Source organism: Collinsella intestinalis DSM 13280 (assembly GCF_000156175.1).
Classification (GTDB): Bacteria; Actinomycetota; Coriobacteriia; order Coriobacteriales; family Coriobacteriaceae; genus Collinsella; species Collinsella intestinalis.
Genome location: NZ_GG692710.1, coordinates 280537 through 305602, shown reverse-complemented (window position 1 = coordinate 305602; position 25066 = coordinate 280537). Strand labels below are relative to the sequence as shown.

At 63.1% G+C, this 25066-nt stretch carries 26 protein-coding genes; 1 reads left to right on the top strand and 25 read right to left on the bottom strand.

All coding sequences use genetic code 11. The features are described from left to right. Nucleotides 1–7: 7 nt before the first annotated feature. The 18 genes from COLINT_RS01345 to COLINT_RS01260 form a co-directional block, all read right to left on the bottom strand. Nucleotides 8–271, bottom strand: coding sequence for an exodeoxyribonuclease VII small subunit (locus tag COLINT_RS01345; RefSeq protein WP_006722508.1), 264 nt, complete (start codon nt 269–271; stop codon nt 8–10). 3 nt (nt 272–274) lie between these two features. Continuing rightward, the gene (nusB, locus tag COLINT_RS01340) at nt 275–925 is read right to left on the bottom strand and encodes a transcription antitermination factor NusB (protein WP_006722507.1); all 651 of its coding nucleotides are present in this window, start codon (nt 923–925) and stop codon (nt 275–277) included. Between the two features lie 3 nt (nt 926–928). Next, nucleotides 929–1288, bottom strand: a complete 360-nt coding sequence (locus tag COLINT_RS01335; RefSeq protein WP_006722506.1) for an Asp23/Gls24 family envelope stress response protein — start codon at nt 1286–1288, stop codon at nt 929–931. A 72-nt stretch (nt 1289–1360) separates the two neighbouring features. Further along, entirely contained in the window at nt 1361–1924 is a 564-nt protein-coding gene (efp, locus tag COLINT_RS01330; protein ID WP_006722505.1) for an elongation factor P, read from the bottom strand. A 53-nt stretch (nt 1925–1977) separates the two neighbouring features. Further along, nucleotides 1978–3108: a M24 family metallopeptidase gene (locus COLINT_RS01325; RefSeq protein WP_006722504.1), complete on the bottom strand. Its 1131-nt coding sequence runs from the start codon at nt 3106–3108 to the stop codon at nt 1978–1980. A 36-nt stretch (nt 3109–3144) separates the two neighbouring features. After that, the gene (locus COLINT_RS01320; RefSeq protein WP_006722503.1) at nt 3145–4236 is read right to left on the bottom strand and encodes a dehydroquinate synthase/iron-containing alcohol dehydrogenase family protein; all 1092 of its coding nucleotides are present in this window, start codon (nt 4234–4236) and stop codon (nt 3145–3147) included. Further along, entirely contained in the window at nt 4233–4766 is a 534-nt protein-coding gene (locus tag COLINT_RS01315; protein WP_006722502.1) for a shikimate kinase, read from the bottom strand. Before COLINT_RS01315 ends, COLINT_RS01320 begins: the two co-directional genes overlap by 4 nt. Nucleotides 4767–4773: 7 nt before the next feature. Beyond that, the gene (locus COLINT_RS01310) at nt 4774–5271 is read right to left on the bottom strand and encodes a YqeG family HAD IIIA-type phosphatase (RefSeq protein WP_006722501.1); all 498 of its coding nucleotides are present in this window, start codon (nt 5269–5271) and stop codon (nt 4774–4776) included. A gap of 5 nt (nt 5272–5276) precedes the next feature. Continuing rightward, entirely contained in the window at nt 5277–6287 is a 1011-nt protein-coding gene (gene mltG / locus COLINT_RS01305; RefSeq protein ID WP_006722500.1) for an endolytic transglycosylase MltG, read from the bottom strand. A gap of 245 nt (nt 6288–6532) precedes the next feature. Then, nucleotides 6533–6961, bottom strand: a complete 429-nt coding sequence (ruvX, locus tag COLINT_RS01300; protein WP_006722499.1) for a Holliday junction resolvase RuvX — start codon at nt 6959–6961, stop codon at nt 6533–6535. 21 nt (nt 6962–6982) lie between these two features. After that, entirely contained in the window at nt 6983–9637 is a 2655-nt protein-coding gene (alaS, locus tag COLINT_RS01295; RefSeq protein WP_006722498.1) for an alanine--tRNA ligase, read from the bottom strand. Between the two features lie 70 nt (nt 9638–9707). After that, nucleotides 9708–11075 carry an AI-2E family transporter gene (locus COLINT_RS01290; protein WP_006722497.1) on the bottom strand — a complete coding sequence of 456 codons (1368 nt, stop codon included), beginning with the start codon at nt 11073–11075 and terminating at the stop codon, nt 9708–9710. A gap of 51 nt (nt 11076–11126) precedes the next feature. Beyond that, nucleotides 11127–11912, bottom strand: a complete 786-nt coding sequence (locus COLINT_RS01285; RefSeq protein WP_006722496.1) for an RNA polymerase sigma factor SigF — start codon at nt 11910–11912, stop codon at nt 11127–11129. Then, nucleotides 11902–12288, bottom strand: a complete 387-nt coding sequence (locus tag COLINT_RS01280) for an ATP-binding protein (protein ID WP_006722495.1) — start codon at nt 12286–12288, stop codon at nt 11902–11904. Before COLINT_RS01280 ends, COLINT_RS01285 begins: the two co-directional genes overlap by 11 nt. Beyond that, nucleotides 12281–12844, bottom strand: coding sequence for a hypothetical protein (locus tag COLINT_RS01275; protein ID WP_039910229.1), 564 nt, complete (start codon nt 12842–12844; stop codon nt 12281–12283). The genes COLINT_RS01280 and COLINT_RS01275 overlap by 8 nt, the downstream gene beginning before the upstream one ends. Nucleotides 12845–12924: 80 nt before the next feature. Further along, nucleotides 12925–14250 carry a replication-associated recombination protein A gene (locus COLINT_RS01270; RefSeq protein WP_006722493.1) on the bottom strand — a complete coding sequence of 442 codons (1326 nt, stop codon included), beginning with the start codon at nt 14248–14250 and terminating at the stop codon, nt 12925–12927. A gap of 75 nt (nt 14251–14325) precedes the next feature. Then, nucleotides 14326–15564, bottom strand: coding sequence for a deoxyguanosinetriphosphate triphosphohydrolase family protein (locus COLINT_RS01265; RefSeq protein ID WP_006722492.1), 1239 nt, complete (start codon nt 15562–15564; stop codon nt 14326–14328). A 71-nt stretch (nt 15565–15635) separates the two neighbouring features. Continuing rightward, nucleotides 15636–16094, bottom strand: a complete 459-nt coding sequence (locus tag COLINT_RS01260) for a prepilin peptidase (RefSeq protein ID WP_050750527.1) — start codon at nt 16092–16094, stop codon at nt 15636–15638. Between the two features lie 60 nt (nt 16095–16154). On the opposite strand from COLINT_RS01260, the gene COLINT_RS01255 reads away from it, so the two are divergent. After that, nucleotides 16155–16508 carry a hypothetical protein gene (locus COLINT_RS01255; protein ID WP_006722490.1) on the top strand — a complete coding sequence of 118 codons (354 nt, stop codon included), beginning with the start codon at nt 16155–16157 and terminating at the stop codon, nt 16506–16508. A 66-nt stretch (nt 16509–16574) separates the two neighbouring features. Here COLINT_RS01255 and COLINT_RS01250 read toward each other — a convergent pair whose 3' ends face one another. The 7 genes from COLINT_RS01250 to holA all read right to left on the bottom strand — a co-directional run bounded on the left by COLINT_RS01250 (nt 16575) and on the right by holA (nt 25024). Then, nucleotides 16575–17849, bottom strand: a complete 1275-nt coding sequence (locus COLINT_RS01250; RefSeq protein WP_006722489.1) for a glycosyltransferase family 2 protein — start codon at nt 17847–17849, stop codon at nt 16575–16577. Between the two features lie 132 nt (nt 17850–17981). Then, nucleotides 17982–18998, bottom strand: coding sequence for an RluA family pseudouridine synthase (locus tag COLINT_RS01245; protein WP_006722488.1), 1017 nt, complete (start codon nt 18996–18998; stop codon nt 17982–17984). Then, a complete protein-coding gene (gene lspA / locus COLINT_RS01240; protein ID WP_233418310.1) occupies nt 18998–19669 on the bottom strand; it encodes a signal peptidase II in 672 nt (223 codons plus the stop codon). The genes COLINT_RS01245 and lspA overlap by 1 nt, the downstream gene beginning before the upstream one ends. An 89-nt stretch (nt 19670–19758) precedes the next feature. Continuing rightward, a complete protein-coding gene (gene ileS / locus COLINT_RS01235) occupies nt 19759–22587 on the bottom strand; it encodes an isoleucine--tRNA ligase (protein ID WP_006722486.1) in 2829 nt (942 codons plus the stop codon). Nucleotides 22588–23097: 510 nt separating this feature from the next. Then, the gene (locus COLINT_RS01230; RefSeq protein ID WP_006722483.1) at nt 23098–23535 is read right to left on the bottom strand and encodes a 2-thiouracil desulfurase family protein; all 438 of its coding nucleotides are present in this window, start codon (nt 23533–23535) and stop codon (nt 23098–23100) included. A gap of 68 nt (nt 23536–23603) precedes the next feature. Then, on the bottom strand, nt 23604–23864 hold the full coding sequence (gene rpsT, locus COLINT_RS01225; protein WP_006722482.1) for a 30S ribosomal protein S20: 261 nt from the start codon (nt 23862–23864) through the stop codon (nt 23604–23606). A 188-nt stretch (nt 23865–24052) separates the two neighbouring features. Next, on the bottom strand, nt 24053–25024 hold the full coding sequence (gene holA, locus COLINT_RS01220; protein WP_006722481.1) for a DNA polymerase III subunit delta: 972 nt from the start codon (nt 25022–25024) through the stop codon (nt 24053–24055). Nucleotides 25025–25066 lie beyond the last annotated feature (42 nt).

Sequence of the window (25066 nt, the reverse complement as noted above, 5' to 3'; positions counted from 1 at the left end):
GCCTTCCTTATGCCCCGCTCGGATCGGGGTCGGTCTCGGCCTGCTCGGCAGGCTGCTCAGATTGGGCCTCGGTCGCAAGCTCTGTATCGAGCATATCGGCCTCGCGCGGGGACAGCTCGAACGAATCGACCATGTCCACGGCGCGGGAGCCGAGCTCAATCGCCTCGTCGAACAGGTCGAGGCTGCGCTCGAGGGACGTGTCCTTGGAGCGGACCTGGGCGATGATCTCGTCCAGGCGCTCGGTGATCTCGTCGAAGTTGCCCTCGGCCATGCGCTACTCGCCGGCCTCGGCGTCGAAGGGATCGTTGAAGATGTGATCGAGGTCGTCCTCGGCAAAGCCGTAGTCGTCGGCCTCGAAACGAGCACGGGCCTCCTCGGCGGCGCGGGCGGCCTCTTCCTCGGCTGCCAGGCGCTTGGGGTCGATCTCGAACCACAGGGCGGCCAGGCAAGCGGCCTCAGCATCCTCGGCAGTGATGGTGCAGGCGACGTGCTGCAGACTCGGCAGGTGACGATCACGCACGATGCGACCGAGCACGCCGTTCACAAAGCCGGCGGACTCATCGGTGCCATAGGCCTTGGCGATCTCGACGGCCTCGTTGATGACGACGGCTGCGTCGAGCGTGTCGGCGACCTGGAAGTACAGCTCGTAAACGGCTGCGCGAAGCAGGTTGCGATCGGCACCCGGCATGCGCTCGAGGGTCCAGTTCGCGGAGACGGCGCGAAGCGCGGAGTCGATACGATCGCGGTTGGCGGAAACGCCGCGCGCGATCTCGATGGCGTACGGTGCCAGCGGACCCTTGGACAGGGTGTAATCCCCTGCCAGGACGTCCTCGACGGAGACTTTTCGCATCTCGGACTGGAACAGGATCTGCAGCGCCTGGCTGCGGGCGAGCGTGCGCCCGCGATTGACTTTGAGACTTGCCACGCGCTACTCCTTGGGGAAGACGAGGCTGTCGATGCAGATGTTCACGCACTCAACCTCAACGCCGACCTGGGCGTCGATGGCATTGGCGACGGCGATGCGCACGGCCTCGGCCAGGGGCTTGAACGGATAGCCGAAGAAGACCGTGAGGTGCACGGTCAGGCGAAGTTTGTCGTCGACCACCTCGGCCTCGACGTCCTCGCCCATGGGCACGGACTTGGTGGAGAACATGGAGACGAGGTTGGTGGCGAGGTCCTTCACGCCCACGGACGCGATGCCCTCGACCTCCTCGACGGCGCGGGAAACGATGGCGGTCAGCACCTCGGGCGCGATACCGATGCCGGCGATGGTGATCTCTTGCGACATGCCCACTCCTTTACGTGGTAAGCGCGCGGCCTCATGCGGGCCGCGCGACGGACGTGCACTGGATGAGAGCGGTTAGAGGCGCTGGACGAACTCGCCGGTGCGGGTGTCGACCTTGATGCGCTCGCCCTCGTTGAGGTACATGGGGACCTGAACGACCGCACCGGTGTCGATGGTGGCCGGCTTGGTGGCACCCTGGACGGTGTTGCCCTTGGCGCCCGGGACGGTCTCGACGACCTCGGCCTCGATGAACATGGGCGGGTTCACGCCGAGCAGCTCGGTGTCGGCGTAGAGCAGCTGGGCGTTGTCGTTCTCGCGCAGCCACTTGGAGTTATCGCCGATGAAGTCGGCCGGGACGGCGATCTGCTCGTAGGAGGTCATGTCCATGAAGTAGTAGTTGTCGCCGTCGTTGTAGAGGTACTGCATCTCGTTGGTAATGAGCTGCACGCTCTCGAACTTGGAACCGGCGTTGCAGGTGTTCTCAACCACGCGACCGGTCTTGAGGTCCTTGGTCTTGTAGCGGACGAAGGCGCCGCCCTTGCCGGGCTTGACGTGCTGGAACTCGACGATGGTGTAGTACTTGTCCTTGATCTTGAGACCCATGCCGTTGCGGAAGTCGGCGGTGGTGATGGAAGCCATGGCTTGCCTTTCTGTAGAAGAATCGAACTTAGGAATTATACTCGCAAAACGACCTAGCAGTCGATGACGACCAGCTCGTGCGTAGAGGTCGTGAAGGGCTCGTACCCGTCCTTGGTGACCACGCCGTAGTCCTCCAGGCGCACGCCGCCCACGCCGGGCAGGTAGATGCCGGGCTCAACGGTGATGACCGCGCCCTCCTCCACGATGTTGCTCTTGCGGCCGAAGACCGGAAGCTCGTGGATGTCGATGCCCACACCGTGGCCGAGGCCGTGCCCGTAGTACTCGCCGTAGCCCGCGTCACCGATGATCTTCTTGGAGAGCAGGTAGATGTCGTGGCCGTCCACGCCGGCGTGGATAGCTGCGACGCACTCCTCGTGCGTGCGGCGGACGATGTCGTAGATCTCGCGCTGCTTCTCGCTCGGCTCGCCCACGCAGACCGTGCGGGTCATGTCGGACTTGTAATCGCGGTAGCCCGCACCGTAGTCCATGAGGACGAAGTCGCCCTTTTCCACCACACGGTCGCTGGAAATGGCGTGCGGGTTGGCGGTGTTGGGGCCGGATGCGACGATGGAGCCGAAGGCCAGGTCGTCCGCGCCGTGATCGAACATAAAGGTCTCGAGCTCGGTACGGAGCTGCTTCTCGGTGAGGCCGGGACGGATGAACTCGCACATATGGGCGAATGCGGCGTCGGTGATGGACTGCGCGTGGCGCATGAGCTCGATCTCCTCGGCGTCCTTGATGGCGCGCATGAGCTGGAGGTCGCCGTGCATGAGCGGGAGGCTCGCGCAAATCGAGCAATCCTCAAGACCGCGCTCGATACCGCGGAAGAAGTTGATGTGCATGTCGTCTTCGACGGCGACAACGCGGCTCTTAGTGGAGCGGGCGTGCTCGGCAACCCAGCGGGGCATGTCGATCTCGTCCATATCGAGCTTCCAGGGGCTACCGGCCGGCATGTTCTCCTCGAAGGAGTTGAAGTAGCGCGAGTCGGTGTGCAGGAAGCACTCGTCGGCCGTGACGAACGCCACGTGCGGGTACTCGCCGGTGTAGTCGAAGACGCGCATGGCGCCGGTGAGCCAACGCAGGTTGGCCTCGTCGCGCACGACCACGGCATCGTAGCCACGCTCGGCCATGAGGGTGCGCAGGCGGGCGATGCGCCCAGCGGGACCGTTGAGGATTTCGGACATATCGGTTCCTTTCTCGCGAAAGATGTGTAAACAGGCCTACTCGGGTTTGCGTGAGGCGATGAACGCGCGCGCATGGCGCTCAAGGACCTCGTCGTCGATGGACGAAAGGCGGATGACGCCGGGGTACTTGGGCAGCGCGAGCTGGAAGCGGTTGGCGACGCGGAAGCGCTCGGCGCGAAGGGCCTCGATGAACGCAGCGGGATCGATGTCAAACGACAGCTCGCCGATGCCGAGATCCTCGAGGTGATCGTCGAGCGCAAAGACTTCATCGACCGAGAAGTCACAAGCGTCGATGGCCAAGCGGGCCTCGAAGCGCATGCCCTCGGCGAGGAGCAGGTAATACGGGTGCGCGCCCTCGCCCAGGCACGCAGACAGGGCGCGGGCGGTGGTATGGCCGAACAGCAGGGCACGACGAGCAGAGGGGCTCACGGACTTGGCGATGTTCAATCGTGCGGTGAGCGTAGTGGAAAGCGCATCGGACAGCGACGTCTCGTTCTTTTCGACGATGCCGCGAACGGCAGTGCCAAGGCTATCCCAGCAGGCTCGGCTCTCGGAGAGATACGCACCGCACATGAGCGCATAGCCCAGGCCATTCTCCTCGATCGGGTAATCGCCAACCAACGCGAGGTCGCACACGACGAGCGAGACCTCGGGCTCGAGGCTGACGAGGGAACCCCCTGAAACAGAGAGGGGCGTCATCTGCGTGGAGCAGCGGATCATGGCATCGAGCGTGGTGGGAACGAGCGCGCACGACACGCCGCCGCACCACGTGCGGGAAATGTAGCTCGCCAGGGAGCACACCTCGTCGCCACCCACGCCCACGATCAGGTCCTCGGCGGTGATACCGGCCGCGGAAAGCTCGGCATACTGCGCAAGTGCGGTCTCGGCCTCAAGCGCATCGGAGGCCGCGACGCATCGAACGGCAGCGTTGAACCCGCTGTCGACGAGCGCGCGACGCACGGTCTCGATATGGACGGGATCGATGTCATCGGAGCTCAGCACATAGGCGCGCGAGGGCTTGCCAACCGCACCGGAGAGGAACTTGGGAAGCTCATCGAGAGCCCCGAAGCCAAGGCGGACATCGGTGCTCCTCGAACCGAAGGAAAGCAACTTGCGACGAATCGTCATATAAGACCACGCTCCAAGAGAAGCTCGGCAACGGTATAGGAAACCTCGGTGAACGAGGTGCCGCGGATATCCACGGTGAGGTCTGCGGCGCTTTCGTACAGCGGGCGCCTATGTTCGAGCAGCCGGGCGGCATGCTCGGCGCTGCGAAAATCGGGTCGGGTGTCGGAGCGGCGGATCTGGCGAAGCGAATCGCCGATGTCGCCCTCGAGGTAGACGCAGAAGCCCATTTCGTGGATGAGCTCGATGTTGCGAGGGGTCTCGACCACTCCCCCGCCGCAAGAGACGAGCAGGCTGCGCTCGGAGGCGAGGCTCTCGAGGGCCTCGGTCTCGAGCGTGCGGAAACGCTGCTCGCCCTCGGCCTCGAAGATTTGCGAGACCGTCTGGCCGCACTTGCGCTCGACGAGGCGATCGGTGTCGACGAAACGCCGATGGAACATACGCCCGAGGTTGCGTGCGAGCGTGGACTTGCCCGCCCCCAAGAACCCGACGAAGAAGATATGGTCGCATCCGCGCTTCACGGTAGAGGTCATGACAGCGTTACTCCTCGCAGGGAACGCCGCGCAGCGCCATGCGCTCGAAGATGCGGAAGATCTGCGTGTACCACAGATCGGCGGTGGACTGCGGCTTGACGAGGATGGTGGTCACGCCGGCGAGCTTGCCGCCCCACACATCGGTGTAAAGCTGGTCGCCGACCATGACGGCCTCCTCCTTACGGGCGCCCAGGCGCTTCATGCCCGCCGCGATGGCGAACGGAAGCGGCTTACAGGCGAAGGAGATATAGTCCATGCCGAGCTCGCCCGCGGAGCGCGAGACGTGACTCACATGCCAGTTGTTGGAGACCATGATGAGCTCGAAGCCGAGCTCACGGGCGTGATCGAGCCAGGCTGCCACGGATTCGGGCGCACAGGTACGGTCGCGCGGAACGAGGGTGTTGTCGCGATCGAGCAGGATCGCGCGTTTACCCGACGCCCACAGGGCATCGAGGTCGATGTGCTCGACGCACGTGATGTAGCGGCTGGGGGAAAAGATGCTCATAGGCGCTACTCCCAGGACTTTTGATGATCGTCGTAGGTCTCGGAGAAGAACTCCTCGTCCTGCGTGATGAAGAAATACAGATCGTTGGAATCGGTGGGATTCAACGTGGCGCTGATGGCCTCCGCAGACGGAGAGCAGATCGGCGTTGGGGGAAGACCGGCGTTCTTGTACGAGTTGTACGGACTGTCGATAGTCTGGATGTCGTTGGCGGTGACCTCGCCACCCGTCACGTACATGAGCGTGGCATCGCTTTGCAGGTACGGACGCCCGGCGAAGTCGCCCTTACCGGCAAGGCGGTTCAGGAACACCGACGCGACGTGAGATCGCTGCTCCGCGTGAAGACCCTCGCGCTCGACGATGGAGGCAAGATCGAGCAGCTGATAAGCAGTGAGCTCGACGCCGAACCTCGCCTTGATGGAAGCCAGACCGGCATTGAAATCTAACGCGTCGAGGACGTCGACCTGGAACTGGCCGAGCATGGCGCGGATGATCTGGTCGGCGGTCGGCGTGCCCTGGAACGTGTACGTCTTGGGGAACAGGAAGCCCTCGAGGGAGTCGTCAGCGGCATCGGAGAGGAACGCGAAATCGGCAACGTAGTTGGAAGCCTTGGCCTGCGCGATGAAGTCGTCGGCGGGGATTCCGTAAACCTCCTCGACGATGCGGGCGGTCTGGGCAACGGTCTTGCCCTCGGGGACCGTGAGCTTGACGCCCTCGACGTTGGGACCGGCCACGAGCTGCTTGACCACGGAGATGGGGTCCTGCAAGGTCTCGAAGCGGTACTCGCCGGGCTTGAGCTGCATCTCGGCGCCGAGTTTCTTGACGGCGGCGTAGTACTCGCCGGCGTCCTCAACGACGTGGTTCTCGACCAGGGTCTGCGCGATGACGTCGCCCGTCGCGCCCTCGGGGATGACGACGTTCACGGGCTGTCCGGCCTCGATGGCCTCACCCGAACCGCCGAGCACGCGCGGGAACACGAAAACGGCCGCCACGGCAACCACGGCTATGGCGATAAGCACGCCGAAGATGGACGGGGAGCTTGGAGCGCTTGGCTGCAGCCTGCGCGTAGACGGGGTGCACGCCACCGGAGCGGCCGTGCGCGCGAGCTTGGGACGGCGCCTGAACGCGCTGAGGACGCGGCGCCGCCCCACGAGCGGGTCGCGGGGCGTTCGCTGCGGGGCGCGGGGTCGGAGCCGGGGCGTTCGTGCGGAATCGCTTGCCGGCGGGACGCTGGTCCCACTGATCGCGATGCGAGCCGTAGTCGTTAGCCACGATCGTCCTTTCGTCCATGGGAATCGAGCCAGGCCTGCAGGAACAGGGAGGCGGAAATCATATCGACCTTACCGCGCATCTGTTTCTCGTTCAAACCCTGTTCGCGCAGGATGCGCTTTGCCTCGGTGGACGTGAGGCGCTCGTCGATGAATTCGAGCGGAAGGCCGGTCGCGGCGGCAATACGGCCGGCGACCTCCCGAATGTGCTCGGCTTGTGGGCCCTCCTCGCCCGACATGGTCTGCGGCAGGCCGCAGACCAAGACATCGGGCTCATGGTCTTCCAAGATCATACGGAAGGAACGGGCCATGCCCTCCACCTCGCACGCGGGCAGGACCTTGAGCGGCATGGCCACGCGACCGGTGCGGTCGGAGACCGCGATGCCGGTGCGCGTGCCGCCGATATCGAGGGCAAGAGCTACCACGTGCTACCTTCCTGCCGTTTGTTACGCGCCGAGCGCGGTGCGAGCGGCCTCGAGAGCCGCCGCGACGCCCTGGGCGTCCTTGCCGCCGGCCTGGGCCATGGTGGGCTTGCCACCGCCGCGGCCATCGACCAGCGGGGCGATCTGCTTGATGACGTTTCCAGCATGGAAGCCAGCGGAAGCCGCGTCATCGGTAGCGGCGGCGATGAGAGCGGGCGTGCCCTTCTCGGTCACCGTAGCGAGGACGCAGGCGCAAGCGCCGGAGACCTTCTGGCGGATGGTGTCCCAAACGTTGCGGAGGTCGGAGGCCTCGAGGCCGGCGAGCTCAGCCACGACGAGCTTGTAGCCACCCATGTCCTGGGCGTTCTCGATGGCGGAGGAAATGGCGTCGGAACCGCCGCCGGTGAGCGCCTTCTTGAGCTTCTGGTTGGACTCGCGAAGCTCGGCCTGCAGGGAGGAGATGCGAGCGGGAACCTCCTCGATGCGGCACTTGAGCTGCGAAGCGGCAGACTCGGCGAGCGCGGCGCGCTGCTCGAGGTAGGCAATGGCGCCGGTAGAGGTCACAGCCTCGATGCGACGGACATTGGAGCCGGTGGAAGACTCGGAGACGATCTTGAACAGACCGAGCTCGGCGGTGTTGGCCGCGTGGGTGCCACCGCACAGCTCGCGGGAGAACGGCTCGTCCTCGGCGCCGATGGAGACGACGCGGACAGTGTCGCTGTACTTCTCGCCGAACAGGGCGACGGCGCCGGAGGCCTTGGCCTCCTCGATGCCCATCACGCGGGTGACCACGGGCTTAGCGGCGAGGATCTGCTCGTTCACGAGGTCCTCGACGGCACGGATCTGCTCGGAGGTCATGGCCTCGAAGTGGGTGAAGTCGAAACGCAGGGCCTCTGGAGAGACGAGCGAGCCGGCCTGGTTCACATGGTCTCCCAGGACCTCCTTGAGGGCGGCGTCGAGCAGGTGGGTCGCGGTGTGGTTGCGCGCGAGCAGGCCACGGCGGTTGAGGTCGTAGCCGGCAAAGACGGTGTCACCCTCGGAGAGCTTGCCGATGAGCTTGCCCTCGTGGACATACAGGCCGCCCTTGGAAACGGTGTTGGAGACGAAGAACTGGGCGTCGGCGGTGTCGATGAGGCCGTGGTCGCCCAGCTGACCGCCCATCTCGGCGTACAGCGGGGTGCGATCGAGCACGACGGAGGCCTCGGCGGCGTTCTCGGCGGACGCCACGCGCTCGCCGTTCACGACGATGGCGAGAACATGAGCGCCCTCGATGCTCTCCTCCTCGTAACCGGCGAACTCGGTGGCCGGGAGCTGGTCGGCGAGCTCGGTCCAAACGTCGTTGAAGGAACCCCAGGCGTCACCCTTGGCGGCGGCGCGGGCGCGGGCCTTCTGCTCGGCCATCTCGGCGTCAAAGCCGTCGATGTCGACGGCATGGCCGGCAGACTCGGCGATCTCGACGGTGAGGTCGATCGGGAAACCGAAGGTGTCGTGCAGCATGAAGGCGGCCTTGCCGGAGAGCTGCTCGCCCTCGCCCAGGGCACCGAGCTGCTCGTCGAGGTAGACGCGACCGTTGTTGAGCGTGGTGGAGAAGCGCTCCTCCTCGGCGTTCACGATGCCCTTGACCAGGCCGGCGTTCTCGACGAGGTTGGGATAGGCATCGCCCATGACGTCGTTCACCGCATCGATGAAGCGGCCGAGGAACGCGTCCTCGATGCCCAGCAGGCGGCCGTGGAACACGGCACGACGCAGCAGGCGGCGCAGGACGTAACCACGGCCCTCGTTGCCGGGCAGGACGCCGTCGGAGATGAGGAAGTCGACGGAGCGGGCGTGGTCGGCGATGATGCGCAGGGAGCGGGAGGCGCCGGTGTACTCGTTATCGACGTAGGTCTTACCGGAGATCTCCTCGCCCAGCTTGATGAGGCTCTGCATGACGTCGCCGTCGAAGAAGGAGCTCTTGTGCTGCATGATGGCGGCCATGCGCTCGAGGCCCATGCCGGTATCGAGGTTGCGGTGGGGCAGCTCGGGCATGGAGCCGTCCTCCTGGCGATCGAACTGCGTGAACACGAGGTTCCAGAACTCCAGGAAGCGATCGCAATCGCAGCCGGGGGCGCAGTCGGGGCAGCCGCAGCCGACCTCCTCGCCGAGGTCGAAGTAAATCTCGGAGCAGGGACCGCAGGGGCCGGTGGGGCCGGCAGCCCAGAAGTTGTCGTCCTCGCCGAGGCGGGTAATGTGGTCCTCGGGAACGCCGAGGGCGCGCCAGACGTCATGCGTCTCGTCGTCGTCAGTGAAGACGGTGAAGTGCAGACGCTCCTTTGGAAGCTTGAAGACCTCGGTGATCAGCTCGTAGGCCCAGGTGCATGCCTGCTCCTTGGTCACACCGCCAAAGGCGAAGTTGCCGAGCATCTCGAAGAACGAGGCGTGACGGCCGTCGGAGCCGATGATGTCGATGTCGTTGGTACGCACGCACTTCTGGCACGAGCAGGCACCGATCTCCTTCATGACCTTCTTGCCCTGGTAGTACTCCTTGAACTGGTTCATACCGGCGTTGGCGAGAAGCAGCGAGGGGTCGTCGGGGACGAGGGACGAGCTGGCATACAGCTTGTTGCCACGCTCCTCGAAGAAGTTGAGATAGGCCGAGCGAATCTCGGCAGTAGACATGGTGGGATAGTCAGCGGCCATGCGTAAACTCCCTGGGTTCAATTCGCGTCCCCACCTAGGGGGAACAGTTTCCAAACCCAGCTATTATACGTTAACGCACGTCGTCAGTTGTGTCGGTTTCCTCGGGTTTCTTAGCATCCTCCACCCGCTCGTGCGCGGAGAAGGGCATCTCAAAATCGATGAGCTTCGCCCAGGGATTCTCGAGCTCGGGCTTGGGCAGCGCCTCGGCCTCGGGCACCGAATCGCTCGCAAGAATCTGCGAGTCGGCGACGAAGGTGTCGTCGCCCAGCGCGTCGAACGCGGGGACGGGACGTCCCTGCGCGTCGCGGAACGGGGCGCCGCGAAACAGCGCACCCTCATACGAGACGATCTGCTCGCCGGTACGGGTCTCGAAATAGAAGATGAACAGCGACTTGATGACCGCCACGAGCGGCAACGCGACGATCATGCCGATCGCCCCGCCAAAGGTGGAACCGACCACGAGAGCCGTGAGCGAAAGCACGGGATGGACCTGCATGGTGGACTGATTGATCTTGGGGGCGATCACGTTGTCGGTGATGTTTTGCGAGAGCATGGCCATGACCATGGTCCAGATAGCCATGATCGGGCTGTACACCAGGGCGATGAGCGTCGCGATGATAGCCGAGATCGAAGGGCCGACCACCGGAATGATGTTCAAAATGCCCGAGAGGATGCCCATCGTGATGGCATAAGGGTGGCCCACGATCATGAATCCGACGAACGCCAGGAATCCCTGGATCATGGAGTTGATCAGGGTCGAACGCAGGTAGCCGCCCACGGAACGGCTGAGCACCGCGACCATGAGGCGATAATCGTCGGCCTTATCCTCGGGCAGGATGCGGCAGATCTCCTCGTTGATGCGCGGATAGTCACACGCGAGCCAGAACGCCAACACGAATCCAAGGAAGACGGTGAACACCATGGAGGCGATGTTATTCACCATGGGCACGATACCGTCGCGGACCGCGGAGAGCAGGCCCGAGAGCGCCTGATTGATCATGTCCTGCGCGGAGGCGAACAGCGACTCGATATTCACCACATCGTTCAGGTGCTCGACGATGGCGAATTTGTTCTCCATGCGCATGGCCCAGGAACTCAGGGCAGCGAGCTTGGCGGGGGCGTCGCGCAAAAGGTCGATCAGCTGACCGGTGACCATAGGGATCACCAGGGCAAAGAGCAGGACAAAGCCCACGATGACGACGAGCAGGCCGATGAGGGCGCCACCGGCGCGCGGCAGACCGCGCCGCTCGAGGAAGTTCACGATCGGGGAGGCCATGAAAGCCGAGATCGCACCAACCGAAAGGAAAATCAGGACGTTGGACAGGGACCCGATGAGCTGGAACACCACCGCGCAGATGATGATCACTCCGATGACGATCCAAATGTTCAAAAACGTCGTGCGCATGAGGCGCTCGGTGCGGGCGGTGTCGTGCTTCATGATTCCCCTTATGCATCCGGCGCATCGCCGAAGATGGCGCGACGGCCGGGTTTAACCGGTCATGACCCCTTCGGGGTCGATCTTATCCTGGATCTTCTTGAGCGTCCGGCGCAGCAGGCGGCTGACCTGGACCTGGGAGATGCCGAGCTTCTCGGCGATCTCGATCTGCGTCATGCCCTTGAGGAAGCGCATCTCGATGACGTCACGCTCCCTCGGGGAGAAGCTCGCAAGCGCCTCCTCGATGATGATACGGTCGTCCGTGAACGCGAGATCGGAATCCTCGGTCGCATAGCGATCGATGACCGACGGGGTGTCATCGTCGTCGGCGCCAGACGGGGCCTCGAGGGAGACCGAGCTGTACGCAGAGGAGGACTCCATGGCCTCGAGGACCTCGTCCACGGTCGCGTCGAGGTAATCGGCGATCTCGGCGATGGTCGGAGAGCGCTGCAGCTGCGAGGTGAGCGTGTCTGTGGCCTGGTTGACCTTGGCCGAAAGCTCCTGCAGGCGGCGCGGCACGCGGACCGACCAGCCCTTATCGCGGAAATGGCGCTTGATCTCGCCCATGATGGTGGGTGTGGCGAAGGTGGTGAACTCAAGCCCGCGACTAGGGTCAAAACGGTCGATCGCCTTGAGCAGACCGAGGTACCCGACCTGAATCAGATCGTCGATGGGCTCTCCCCTGTTCTTGAATTTATTTGCGATGAAGCGCACGAGATTCAGATGGGACATGACGAGCTTCTCGCGCGCGTCCATATCCCCTTCCTCCTTGAATCGGCGGAAGAGCTCGCGGGTCTTCTCCTTATCCCAAGCGCTCTTACCCGAGGTCTTAGAGGTCATCGACGTCCGCCTTCACTTCGAGCACGAGACGGGCGGGAGTCTCGACCTTCTGATAGACATCGCAGACGGAGCCGAGGATCAAATCGGCGTACGCGGCGGTGGGATCGTCGGCAGAGGGCTCCGCAAAGGCATCCGCCTCGAGGGTGAACGTCATGGCCACGCGCGTGGAGTCGACATCAAAATCGATGGTGAGGGTCTCGTCGGGCGAAGTGGCACACGCGTAGATAAAGGCCTCCTCGGCAGCCATGCGGATATCCTCGACGCACTCGACCGACATGGAGGAGAGCGTGGCGACGTTCGCCGCGGTCATACGGACGAGACGGGCCAGATCGGGGTCGCACGAAACGACGAGAGAGATGGCAGTGGGGTTATTCATTGATGGTCTCCTCGCCGGGGTTGTAGGTGAAGTAGATGCGGGGCTCGGCCTGGGGCTCGCCCTCAGGCGCGGGCGCCTCGGCAGGCTGGACCGCAGACTGGGCAACGGGCTCGTCATCGTGCGCGGGCGCGGGTTTTACGGCCTTGGGGGCTGCGGCCTTGTGGCCGCGGTGGAGCAACCTTTGGACCTTACCGGATGCGGCGTCGGCAAGCTCGGTGACGGCGTTAGAAGCGCTACTGGCGGCACCGCTCACGGCGGAGACATCGCGCAGAACGCCATTGACCTCGATCAAATCGGCAGACAGCGCCTCAACGGCGACGGTTGCCTGCTTGAGCAGCGGCTCGACCTGGGCAACTGCGGGCTGAAGCTCATCGACGACGCCGTCGAGCTTGGCTACGACAGGACGAGCCTCCTCGATAGTGCTGTTGACCTGCTCCACCGTCTTGTCGAGCGAAGCCACGACGTCGCGGGTGCGACGCAAGGTAAGCGCGAGCTCCGCGACGGCCCAAACGCCGACCAAGGCGAGCACGACAAGGACGATCTGCATAGGTTCCATGGATGCCTCCATTGCAAACGAGCGACACACGTAAGGTTGATGATACCCCACAAGGACCGGGCGCAAACAAGGCCCAAACCCTAGCGCGGCTTGTTCTCCGCCCGCCATTGCTCCCAACCGCGACCGCTGGGCTGCCAAAACACCCCGCGTTCCAGGCCCTCGGGCAAATAGCGTTGCTCCACCCAGCCCTGGGGGTAATCGTGCGGATACTTGTAGTCGCCATATTCGTCTGAACCGGGGCGATGACGGTCGCGCAAGTAGCTGGGAACCTCACGTTGCCCGCTTGTGCGAACGTCGGCCAGAGCGGCGTCGATGGCGGCCTCGGCAGCATTCGACTTGGGCGCGAGGGCGTTGTAAATGGCGGCCTGTGCAAGGTTGATGCGGCACTCCGGATAGCCGATGACCTCAGCCGCCTTAAATGCGGCCTCGGCCACAAGGAGCGCGGTGGGGTCGGCATTGCCGATGTCCTCACTCGCCTGGATCATGATGCGCCGGGCGATGAACTTGGGGTCCTCCCCCGCGTCGATCATGCGGGCGAGCCAATACACCGCCGCGTCGGGATCGCTGCCGCGCATGGATTTGATGAAAGCCGAGATGATGTCGTAATGCATGTCGCCGGACTTGTCGTACGACAGGCCGCGGCGCGGATTGGCTTGCTTCACATCTTCGAGCTCGATCGGGATGGGAGATGCGGAATCGGCCGGGGCTTCGCCCTCGCGACCGGGCCTGGTAAGGGCGATCTCGCTCGCCAACTCGAGCGTGGTGAGCGAACTGCGCCCGTCGCCGGCGGCGAGCGTGCAGATCGCGCGAATAACCTCATCACTGGCGCTGAAGCGCCCGTCGAGCCCCTCCGGTGCGCTCAGAGCACGGCGGACCAGGCGCTCGACGTCCTCATCGGCCAGGTGCTCGAGCTCCACGACGCGGCTGCGCGACAGCAACGCTGAGTTCACCTCGAAGTACGGGTTCTCCGTCGTGGCGCCGATCATGACGACCGTACGGTTCTCGACCGCGTGGAGCAGGGCATCTTGCTGGGAACGGGAGAAGCGATGGATCTCGTCGATGAACAAGATGGTGCGGCGGTCGAACATCATGAGGCGGTGCTTTGCCTCATCGATCTCTCGGCGCAGGTCCTTGACGGTGCCCGTAACGGCGGAGACCTCCACGAACTCGCTCTTGGTGTGCGAGGCGATGATATGCGCCAACGTGGTCTTGCCCGTACCTGCGGGTCCGTACAGAATCACACTGGAAAGCACGTCGTGCTCGATGGCGGATCGAAGCCAGGAGCCCGGGCCCACGGCCTTCTTCTGACCCACGTAATCATCGAGCGTCGACGGGCGCATGCGAACCGCAAGCGGTGCGTTCTTGAGCTGTTTTACGCGCTCGTTGCTGGAAAATAACGTGTCCATGGGCCTTCTCCGACGATCGTTCATTCAAACAAGAGTGTATCAAACGACCAGCCCTATTCAAACACCTGTTCGTATTCACTCGTTGATGTAGGTGCGCTGCGGAAAATCGAGCTCGGGGAACAGCGTACATGCGAGCTCGATGAAGTAGCCGTCCGTCATGCTGGCAATATAGTCGATCACCGTCTGGTCAAAGTCGCTCGACCAATCGTACGTGCGGCCGTAATGCGCAAGCGCTTTGTCGATCCTGGCAATGTGGTGCCTAAAGATGGTGCTATGCTCGTCATGCGCCTTGAGGTCGCCGAGGAAGTGCTCGTACATGAGGCTGAACGCCCGTGCCATCATGTCCTTGCGCTCCTCCTCGATCGCGACGGAATGGTAGATCATCGCGTAGTTCTCACGCTTGGCACGGCGAATCTCCTCGAAGAGCTCCTCGCTCATCTCGATACGGTCCTTGCCGTAACTATGCTCGACGATATCGATCGACGCACGCGTTAGGATCCACGAGTTATACCGGCCGCCCATACCGTCGGCAAACGCGCCCTCATCCACAAGACCCGCCTCGATGGCGTCCTGGCGGTCGCGCCCGACATAGGCGATGATGTCGGAGATGCGGACCACGCAGGCCTCGAGCGTCATGGGACGAAGCGTCTTCACGTAGTCGAAATCGCTCGCATAGCAACGATCGACGACTGCGTCGAACTCCTCAAATCCACTCAAGCCGGACAGCTCGAAAACGCGCTGCTCGTATTCGCCGTTATGGCAGAGCACTCCGTCGAGGGTCTGCAGCGAGAGATTCCTGCCGTACAGCCCGTCCAGGACGCGGACGGAATGGACGTTGTGGAAAAACGAACGGCCGGTCCGAGCCTCGCTGATGTCGTTCAACAACGCCTCCCCCGTATGTCCGAAGGGCGTATGACCGAGGTCGTGCCCGAGACCGATCGCCTCGATGAGATCGCAATTGAGGCCGAGTGCGCGACCGATGTCGCGCGCGATACGGGCCACGAGCTGCACGTGCAGGCCGCGACGGGACAGATCGTCGTTGCTGCGGAAGCTGAAGACCTGCGTCTTGCCGTTATAGCGGTTATATGCGGGAAGATGCAAGATCTTCTCGGTGTCGCGAACATAGGAGGGGCGCCAGATGCTGTTGCGATCGGCCGGGCGGTCCTCCCTGCGGATCACGTCCTCATCGAATGCACGGTAGGGATTGACCCATCCCCGTGCGCGGTCGTCCTCCATACGCTCGACGAGCGCATGGGACAGCTGGTCGGGCATGGAATTTAGGCGGTCGAACAAGGTGCTCTCGGTCGTACTCATGTGCTCATCCAATCTCTCACGATTTCATGCGCTTATAGTCGCATACCGAGAGGACAAAACACGGTCCAGTTTCACGGAAGCAAAGAAGCGAGCGGGACGAGCGCACACCCAATGGCGACGAACGGCAGCAGCGGCAGGGCGTCTCGTCGCGCCAGCAAGCCGCAAACGGCGAGCAGGCACAATCCCAAGATAAACGAAGCAAGCGCATAGAGCGGGTCGGCCAACATGAGCGCGGCGAGGAACTTGACGTCTCCCCCACCGAGCCCTGCGGCTCCGCTGTGCATGCGGCGCCAAAGGGTCTCGGTCGCAAGCAACAACGCCATCACCGCAACGGCCGCCAATGCATGCCAGGCAAAACCGCGGATGCCGCCATACATCAACCCAAAGATGGCGCTCGTGGCCGCCAACAAGACCGAAAGAGCATGCGGGAACCGTCGCTCACGCGCATCGATAAAGGCGGCCGCCGCAATCTCGCCCGCAAGGATGACCGAAACGAGCATGTCGAGGACGGTCGACAGTTGCGTGGGCATGACCGCCTCCTTCACCATCGGTATAATGGGTTAAAAACCGCGAATGCAAGCGAGGACACCATGGAAGCACCCTCTTTTGATTACAGCAAGATAGCACCGAACGCCCCCGAGGATACCGATCTCGTTTCGCGCCAGCCGTTGATCGAGAGCGCCAGCGCGTCCACCGCGAATCAGGCGAACGATTCGAACTTCGCCTACATCCTTACCGGATGCGTCTTGGGCGGCCTCGCCGTGTTCACCATCGCGTTCCTGTGGTTGGCCTTCGGCGTCATGCAGTCCGCCGTAACCGCCCCCTACATGTACGACCACATGGAGGAGTCCCACACCGATTCTTGGGATGACTATTCGAGCGAGCTCGAGGAATTCGAAGACCAGCTGTGGGACGAGTACCACAGCAGTCATCGCAACGCGTAGCGCCCGTCCGAACAAGCTTAAGACCGAAGGACCCCGCCGCCCATCATCGGGCCGCGGGGTCCTTCGCTACTTTGCGCCGTCGAGCACCTCGTCCAGCGTGACGCTCACATCGTGCGGCGTGGGCACCCAGTCGACCTTGAGGAACAGGGCGGCCACGGTAAGCGGCACGTAGGTGAACATGAACAGCGGGAACGTGAACAGGTTGGTGAAGATGCGCCATTTCTGCGGGCAGTGAATGTGCTTCCACTCGGTGATGGTGGTGGACAGGCCCATCACGAAGAACGTGCCGTACATGTAGGCGAGCATCATGATGATCGACCCGATCGCCATCTCTATCTCGGCATCCGTGGCCAAGAAGCCGTGGCTCAAGCTGCCTACCGCGATAAACGTCACGTTGACAAGCAGGCACATGAGGGTCAGCAGCATCGCCGGACCGACGACCATGAGCATGTCGTAGGCCGCAAACCGATGGAACTTGCCGATGGACTTGAACATATGGCGTCCGTAAGTGAACAGCACCTGGTAAAAGCCCTTTGTCCAACGCATGCGCTGCTTGATCGAGGCCTTGAGCGTGACCGGCTGTTCATCGAAGAACTCGGCCGGCGCGTATCCGATCCGAACGCCGTGGATGGCGCAGAACGTCGAGAACTGGATGTCCTCGGTCAGGGTATGGAAATCCCAGCCTTTCATGCCCTCGATGAGCTTGGCGCTCACCAGATACCCCGAGCCCGACACGGCGCAGGAGGTATGGCAGATCATGCGTGCGTTGTTGAGATAGCGGGCCTCGCGGATGAACCAGGTCGCATAAGCCGAGGAGATCCAGCTGCTGCCGAAGTTCTTGGAGTTGCGGTAGCTCGTGAGCGCGAGATAGCCCTGGTCGAACGCATCGTTCATGATGGTGACGTAATCACGGGAGAGCAGGTTGTCGGCGTCGAAGATGAAGAACGCCTCGTGCTTGCCGGGGTACTCACGAAGGATCCGATCGAATCCGTAATCCATGACCCAGCTCTTGCCCTTACGCGAGAGGTCGTTGCGCTCGTAGACGATGGCCCCCGCCTCGCGCGCGGCCTGGGCGGTGTTATCCGTACAGGCGTCGGCCACCACAAAGACGTCGATCAACTCGGACGGATAATCCTGGTCCTTGATCGATTTGACCAGGTTGGCGATGACCGCCTCCTCGTTATGGGCGGCGATGAAGAACGCATAGGTATGCTGCTTCTTCGCCGGGGGAATCTTCACCTGGCCGCGAATGAGACCGATGAAGAAGAAAACCACCTGATACAGGAAGCAGACAGAGAACACCAGACCGACGATGGTGTTGAAGATGACAATCGGAGTCAAAGCATCTCCCGAGACGAAGGGTGCAGACCGTTCAAGTGTACGCCACTGGATGGGCCTTATGGCATCCGGCAGGATATGAACATGACTGAGGCGGGTGCACCACGCCGATGAACAGCGGGCGCGCCCCCAAACTCAGTCCTCGAGCAAGCCGAGTTGCGGAACGATGACATCGCCCGCGGCCGTGCGGCCGAGCGAGCGATCGTGCAGCTCCTCGAGAGCGGCGGCCAAGTCCCAGGGCAGCTCGTCGCGACAGTTCACGACCTCACCGGTGATGGGATGCTCGAACTGGACGCTCCACGAATGCAAGAACTGACGATCGAGGTCAAGGTTCATGCGCCCGTTGCCCTTGCCGTAGAGCGGGTCGCCCACGAGCGGATGGTGGATATGGCGCATGTGCACGCGAATCTGATGGGTGCGTCCGGTGTAGAGATGGCACTCGACGAGCGTGTATCCCTCATCTCCACGCGCGGGCTCGAAGCGCTCGAGCACTTGGAAGGTGGTGATGGCCTGACGGGCAAATGGATCGTCGGATACGGCCATCTTCACACGGTCGCGCGTGGACCGCGCGATGCCGGTGTTGATCGTGCCCTCATCCATCACGATCTCGCCGTGGACGAGCGTGATGTAGCGACGGTCGAGCGTGCGCGTACGAATCAGATTCTGCAGGGCGCGCTGGGTCTCGTCATCCTTAGCCGCGAGCATAAGGCCAGACGTGTCGCGGTCGAGCCTGTGCACGATGCCGGGACGATCCTCGCCCTGGACGGTGCCAAGGTGCTCGATCCCGCAATGGTAGACAAGTGCGTTGGCCAGGGTGCCGTCCTCATGTCCATGAGCGGGATGACACACCAGGCCGCGCTGCTTGGACAGCACAAGGAGATGGTCGTCCTCATAGCGGATGTCGAGCGGAATGGCCTGAGGCACGATCGCCCCCGGCTCGCGCACCTCGGGAAGCTCGATGGAGATGCGGTCACCCTCGCAAACGACCTGCTTCTTGGACAGACATGTCTCACCGTTGACGGCAACGGCGCCGGCCTCGACCAGCTTCGCACAGGCAGAGCGTGAGGGACAGGCATCCTGGGCCCCCAGATAGGCGTCGAGGCGCTCACCGGCCGCCTCGGACGGAACGAGCAGATGCACGTCGGCTGCCATTACGCATCACCGCCGTCAGCGGGGACGTCCTCGCCCTCCGGGCGTGCAGTATCTCCGCCCTGCGCATTGGAAGCGGCACGCGCGCGACGGACACGCTCGGCGCGACGCTTCTCGCGACGCGCTACCGCGGCCTCATCACGGGCGTTCAGCTCAGCCGTCGCATCGACCTTTGCCGCGGGCGAAAGGAACATAAAGCCCACGAACGCGAAGAAGACGCCGACGCAGATACCGATATCCGCGACGTTGAAAACCGGGAAGTCGATGAAATCGGTGGCGATGAAATCGACGACATAGCCGAGCATCAGGCGGTCGATCGCGTTGCCAAGCGCTCCTCCGGCCACAAGGCCCAACCCGAGCGTCTCGAGTTTGGAGACCTGACGGGTGCGAGTCAGGTACTGCAGGATGGCGACGATCACAAGGGCCGCAAAGGCGACGAAGATCAGGCCCATGCCCTCGCCGAGGCTGAAGGCAGCGCCCTTGTTCGCCACAAAACGGAAGCTCAAGATCCCCGGGATCACGGAGACGCTCTCCCCCGTCACCATGAGGGTGTTCTTCACGAACACCTTCGTGACGTAGTCGAGAGCGAGCGTTGTGACGGCGGCGATCAACGCCACGCAGGCACGCCACGATAGAGACGGCCAGAAGGCCGCTTCTGTCTTCTTGTCTGCCACGTCGGCCCCTTTCATCAGAGGCTCGGGAGGGGTCAAGCGCCCCGCCCGAGCCTCGGCATGTTCAATTCGCATGCTTCGCGAGCAGGAGATTAGGCCAGCGCGGCGGCGCAGCGGTCGCAGATGTGCGCATGCTCGCCATGGACGCCCGTGCTCTCGCGGAAGTTCCAGCAGCGGTCGCAGGCCTCGCCATGCGCACCCTCGATCTCAGCGGTAAACTGATCGCCCTCGGCCAGCTCCACCTCGGAGACGATGTAGAACTCGGCAAGGTCAACGGCCTTGTCACCGGTGAGCAGGGCGAAAGCCTCTGCCGGGGCGGTCGCCTTCACGCGAACCTGCTGGCTCTTGGTAAAGGTGCCCTCGGCGCGCGCGGCCTCGATGGCCTTGGTGACGACGCTGCGGAGCTCGAGCGACGCCTCGAGGACGCCGGCGAACTCGTTGGCCTGCTCGAGCGTGATGGGGCTCTTGTACCAATCGAGAAGGGCCGCGTACTCCTGGTTGTCGCGGCAACCGGCGGGAGCGAACTCCATGGCCTCATCGACCGTGTAGGACAGAATCGGCTGCAGGTCGCGCATGAGCATGGAGAGCAGCTCGGCCACGACGGTCTGCGCGCTGCGCATCTCGTGGCTGCCGGGCCTCTCGCAGTACAGGCGGTCCTTCAGCGCGTCAAGGTAAACGTTGGAGAGCTCGGTGACCACGAAGTCGTACAGCGTGCGGTACGCGCGGTTGAACTCGAAGCCCTCGTAGGCGGCGTCGACCTCGGCCTGCACCTGCGTAAGGCGGGCGAGCATGAGCTTGTCGAGCGGCATGAGCTCGTCAAAGGCCACACCGTCGGTCGTGGGCTCGAACTGGCCCTCGAGCACGGACAGCAGGAAGCGCAGGGTGTTGCGGAAGCGACGGTACGCGTCGGAGGTGCGGGCGAGGATCTCGTGGTCGCAGGCGACATCGGTGGAGGTGTCCACGGAAGCAACCCACAGACGGATGATGTCGGCGCCCATCTCGTCGCAGATCTTGTTGGGGTCGATCACGTTGCCGAGCGACTTGGACATCTTGCGGCCCTGGCCGTCCAGGGTGAATCCCTGGGAGATGACGGCCTTGTACGGAGCGATGCCGTTGGTGCCCACGGAAGTCAGCAGCGAGGACTGGAACCAGCCGCGGTGCTGGTCGGAACCCTCGAGGTAGACGTCCGCCGGATACTTGAGCTCGGGGCGGTACTCGCACACGGCCTTCCAGGACACGCCGGAGTCCCACCACACGTCGAGGATGTCGCGATCGGCCTTGAGGTGATGGCCGCCGCACTTGGGGCACACGCAGGCGTCGCCGAGGTAGGACTCGGGAGCATCGGTGAACCAGGCGTCGGAGCCCTTCTCATGGAACAGAGCGATGACCGCGTCGAGCGTGTCGTCGTTCATGATCTTCTCGCCACAGTCGGCGCAGGTGAAGGACGGAATCGGCACGCCCCAGTTGCGCTGACGGGAGATGCACCAATCGGGACGCTGCTCCACCATGGCGCCAATGCGGTTGACGGCGTGCTCGGGATACCAGGACACGTGGTTGCGCACCTGGTCGAGCGCCTGCTCGCGCAGGCCGGTCTTGTCCATGGAGACGAACCACTGATCGGTGGCACGGAAGAGCACCGGGTTCTTGCAGCGCCAGCAATGCGGGTAGCTGTGGGTGATCTTGACCTCGGCCACGAGCATGCCGCGGTCGCGCAGGAACTGGATGATGTGCGGGTTGGCCTCGTCGGTGTCCATGCCGGAGAACGGGCCGCCGGCACCGAACTCGTCGCCGTTGTAGAAGCGGCCGTCGTCGTCGACGGGCATGCAGACGTCCATGCCCTCCTTCATGCAGACGTAGTAGTCGTCCACACCGTGGCCGGGCGAGTTGTGAACGATACCGGTACCGTCCTCGGTGCCCACGTAGTCGGCCAGCAGGGCGACGCCCTCGACACCGTCGAAGACAGGCTGCTTGTAATGCAGGTGGTCGAGCACCTCGGCGGGCACCTCGTAGGGCTTACCGTCGACCATCACGGGAGTGACATCCCAGCCGGCGATGCCGCAGACCTTCTCGGCGAGGTCCTTGAGCATGATCTCGGCGCGGCCGTCGTGCTCGATGGCGGTATAGATCGCCTCGGGCTTGAGAGAGACCGCCTGGTCCGACGGGATGGTCCAGGGCGTGGTGGTCCAAATCACGAAGTCGACCGGGCCATCGAAGGACTCGAGACCGGCGGGCTTGCTCGTCAGCTCGAAGCGGACGTAGATGGACGGGCTCGTCTCGTCGGCGTACTCGATCTCGGCCTCGGCGAGCGCGGTGTGGCAGTGCTTGCACCAATGCACCGGCTTGTGGCCGCGGTACACCATGCCGCGGTCGAACATGGCCTTGAAGGCCTCGATATCGGCGGCGTCATGCTGATGGTAGAGCGTGAGGTAGGGGTTGTCCCAATCGCCCAGAACGCCCAGACGCTTGAAGCCCTCGCGCTGCAGGTCGATGTTCTCGACGGCGAACTTGTTGCAGAGCTCGCGGATCTCGGCCGTGGAGGCCTGGTTGAACTTCTCGGTGCCCATCTGGGTCTCGACCTTGTGCTCGATAGGCTGGCCGTGGCAGTCCCAACCGGGCACGTACGGGGTCTCATAACCCTGCATGGCCTTGTAGCGGTTGATCATGTCCTTGGCGATCTTGTTCATCGCGTGACCCAGGTGGATGGGGCCGTTGGCGTAGGGAGGACCGTCGTGCAGGACGAACTTCTCGTGGCCCTCGTTCTTCTTGAGCATGAGCTCGTACACGTGGTTCTGCTGCCAGCGCTTGAGACGCTCCGGCTCGCGCTGCGCCAGGGCCGCCCTCATGGGGAACTTGGTCTTGGGCAGGTTCATGGTCTGCTTGTACTCGTTTGCCACGAATACCCCTCTCTGTTGTGGGCGCATGAAAAAAGCGCCCGTCCTAGCTCAAGCTGGGACGAAGCGCCTATGAATGCGGGAAGCAGACCCGCGTGCGTTTCGCTATACCACCCAGCTCAAAGGTTCGCGCGATCGCGCTCCCCTCGTACTCGGCTGGTCTGTCACGACGACCATCCCGGCGACGCCTACTGGGCGCGAACGCGCCGTTGGGGCCGCGGCTCCGGGGTGATATTCGATGCGGCCGCACGCACCCGGATCGCAGCTCCCCGGGCTCTCTTCGCCGTGCGGGTCCGACCTACTCGTCCCCATCAACGCCTGTGAGTCGACATGATAGCACGGGCGGAGCGCCCAGAGGGCGAAACTCACAGCCCGACCACGTCGAGCAAACGATCATGTGGCCCTGCGCCGCAACGCCACGCTAAATCAGCGCAAAACGTTCCCCAAAACGTACACTTATTTTGCAAAACCCCAGGATTCGGATTTCAAAGTGTACGTTTTGGGGAACGTTTTGCCCCAATATACCGGCATTCGGTGAACTCAGACGTCGGCCACGTCCACGATTCGCACTCCCCCGCGCTCAAGGGTCTCCGCGAACAGCCCTTGACCGGGAATCAAGCGACCGGTGAACGTTCCATCGTACACCTCGTGCACGCCGCAGCTCGGGCTACGTGACTGCAGGACGGCGGCGGCCAGCTCGCCCGACTCGATATGCGGTTTAAGCCGCGTCATCTCAGCGGCAACGCCCGCACGGTATTCGGCATCGACGCTGACTCCGCAGTTGTTCACAACCTCCCCGTCAACGATCTCCGCGGGAGGACGAGGTGTGGGAAGACCGCCCGCCACCTCGGGACATACCGGAATGATCTCGATCTCGGGATGCTTTGCCAGCTCCGAGAGCAAACGTTCGCTGCGGTTATTGCCGCCGCTGTATTTGCAGTTCTCGCCCAGAAGGCAGGCGCTTACCGCGATTTTCATGGCACCTCCTATGCAAAACGGGCCCCGCAAGCGGGACCCGTTAAAGAACAAGCTATGTTCGCGATACCTTAGAGGGTGTTCACGAGCTTCTGGATGCCGGACTTGCGGTTGGCAGACTGGTTCTTGTGGATGACGCCCTTGGCGACAGCCTTGTCCAGCTTGCGGTAGGCGGTGGTGGCAGCAGCCTGGGCAGCGGTCTTGTCGCCAGCCTCAACGGCGGCCTTGACGTGCTTGATAACGGTCTTGAGCTCGGAGCGGATCGCCTTGTTGCGGACGCGAGCAACCTCGCTGGTGCGGATGCGCTTCTTCTGAGACTTGATGTTTGCCATCGGGTTCGGTTCCTTTCGGGTACTTACAAGGTCTTACTATCCGGCCTCTGAGACACGGTTGTTGAGGTCATACGGGCGAGTATTTTACACGCGCAACCCAGCTCACGCAACAGAAATCAAGCAATATGTGCAGGTTGCGCGGGATTATTCACAAGTTCACCCACCAACTCGCCACAATGACCGAGGATTTACCTGCCCCGGCGCTGCTGGGGGCGGCACATGCCCATGACCCACATCTGGAGCGCCAGCTCGCCGTCGCGCGACCCTTTCAGCGCCAACTCGACATCAACCGCCGAGGACAGTGCCTCGAGCAGCTCGTCCATCTTCCATCGACGGGCCCATGAGGCGTGGTTCTTGACCTGCCAGGTCTGGACGCCCAGGGCAGAGGCCAGCTGCCCGGCCTGCCCGCGGGCATCGAGGGACTTCGCGATGATAAGCTCGCGCAGGCGCGTCACCAACAATGACCAGATTCGGACCTCGCTCTTGGCCGGCTGCAGCTTGAGCAGTTCAAGCGAACGGGTAAGGTCGCGGGCGGCCACCGCATTGAGAAGCTCCCACGGCTTGACCTCGGCGGTACGCATGACATGCCGTTCGACGTCGGCGAGCGTGATCTCGGGGCCGTCGATCATCGAGGCGAGTTTCTTAAGTTCGTTGTCGAGCATGCGCATGTTCTCGCCAGCGCGAGAAACCAGGGCCTCGGCGGCGGGGATGCCCATCGCCTTCCCGTGTGCCTGCGCCATCTTCGCCACGCGGGGTGGAAGCTCATACGCCTTCATGGGAGCACAGGAGATGACGGCCTTCGCCCCAAGTTTTGCGATCGCCTTGTAGAGCCTCGTGTTCTTCGCAAGCGTTGTGGCAACCACCAAACACACCGTCGTGGGAGAGGGATTGGCAAAATACTCCACCAACGGCTCGCTCACCGCCTTGGGCAGCTTGTCACAGTTTCTCAAAATGACCAAACGGAACTCTGACCCCATGGGGAAGGTGTTGAGGGAGGCAATGATGTCGTCGATCTGCGGGTCCTTGGCCATATCCCGTTCATCAAGGTTGAACGCAGCCATGCCGGACGCATCCAAGCGCGCCTTCATCTTCTCGATCGTGTGCGAGCTCTTGAGCTCGTCGGAGCCCACGACGAGGTATCCCGGCAACAACTCCGCCATATGTGCAGCCCCTCTCTCACCGGTCAACTGACGTCTCAGTAT

Excerpts from the sequence above, each read along its gene's own strand:
- COLINT_RS01345 (WP_006722508.1), bottom strand. The coding sequence starts at position 271 with ATGGCCGAGGGCAACTTCGACGAGATCACCGAGCGCCTGGACGAGATC.
- COLINT_RS01335 (WP_006722506.1), bottom strand. The coding sequence starts at position 1,288 with ATGTCGCAAGAGATCACCATCGCCGGCATCGGTATCGCGCCCGAGGTG.
- efp (WP_006722505.1), bottom strand. The coding sequence starts at position 1,924 with ATGGCTTCCATCACCACCGCCGACTTCCGCAACGGCATGGGTCTCAAG.
- COLINT_RS01325 (WP_006722504.1), bottom strand. The coding sequence starts at position 3,108 with ATGTCCGAAATCCTCAACGGTCCCGCTGGGCGCATCGCCCGCCTGCGC.
- COLINT_RS01320 (WP_006722503.1), bottom strand. The coding sequence starts at position 4,236 with ATGACGATTCGTCGCAAGTTGCTTTCCTTCGGTTCGAGGAGCACCGAT.
- COLINT_RS01315 (WP_006722502.1), bottom strand. The coding sequence starts at position 4,766 with ATGACCTCTACCGTGAAGCGCGGATGCGACCATATCTTCTTCGTCGGG.
- COLINT_RS01310 (WP_006722501.1), bottom strand. The coding sequence starts at position 5,271 with ATGAGCATCTTTTCCCCCAGCCGCTACATCACGTGCGTCGAGCACATC.
- alaS (WP_006722498.1), bottom strand. The coding sequence starts at position 9,637 with ATGGCCGCTGACTATCCCACCATGTCTACTGCCGAGATTCGCTCGGCC.
- COLINT_RS01290 (WP_006722497.1), bottom strand. The coding sequence starts at position 11,075 with ATGAAGCACGACACCGCCCGCACCGAGCGCCTCATGCGCACGACGTTT.
- COLINT_RS01285 (WP_006722496.1), bottom strand. The coding sequence starts at position 11,912 with ATGACCTCTAAGACCTCGGGTAAGAGCGCTTGGGATAAGGAGAAGACC.
- COLINT_RS01280 (WP_006722495.1), bottom strand. The coding sequence starts at position 12,288 with ATGAATAACCCCACTGCCATCTCTCTCGTCGTTTCGTGCGACCCCGAT.
- COLINT_RS01275 (WP_039910229.1), bottom strand. The coding sequence starts at position 12,844 with ATGGAACCTATGCAGATCGTCCTTGTCGTGCTCGCCTTGGTCGGCGTT.
- COLINT_RS01270 (WP_006722493.1), bottom strand. The coding sequence starts at position 14,250 with ATGGACACGTTATTTTCCAGCAACGAGCGCGTAAAACAGCTCAAGAAC.
- COLINT_RS01265 (WP_006722492.1), bottom strand. The coding sequence starts at position 15,564 with ATGAGTACGACCGAGAGCACCTTGTTCGACCGCCTAAATTCCATGCCC.
- COLINT_RS01260 (WP_050750527.1), bottom strand. The coding sequence starts at position 16,094 with ATGCCCACGCAACTGTCGACCGTCCTCGACATGCTCGTTTCGGTCATC.
- COLINT_RS01255 (WP_006722490.1), top strand. The coding sequence starts at position 16,155 with ATGGAAGCACCCTCTTTTGATTACAGCAAGATAGCACCGAACGCCCCC.
- COLINT_RS01245 (WP_006722488.1), bottom strand. The coding sequence starts at position 18,998 with ATGGCAGCCGACGTGCATCTGCTCGTTCCGTCCGAGGCGGCCGGTGAG.
- ileS (WP_006722486.1), bottom strand. The coding sequence starts at position 22,587 with ATGCGCCCACAACAGAGAGGGGTATTCGTGGCAAACGAGTACAAGCAG.
- COLINT_RS01230 (WP_006722483.1), bottom strand. The coding sequence starts at position 23,535 with ATGAAAATCGCGGTAAGCGCCTGCCTTCTGGGCGAGAACTGCAAATAC.
- rpsT (WP_006722482.1), bottom strand. The coding sequence starts at position 23,864 with ATGGCAAACATCAAGTCTCAGAAGAAGCGCATCCGCACCAGCGAGGTT.
- holA (WP_006722481.1), bottom strand. The coding sequence starts at position 25,024 with ATGGCGGAGTTGTTGCCGGGATACCTCGTCGTGGGCTCCGACGAGCTC.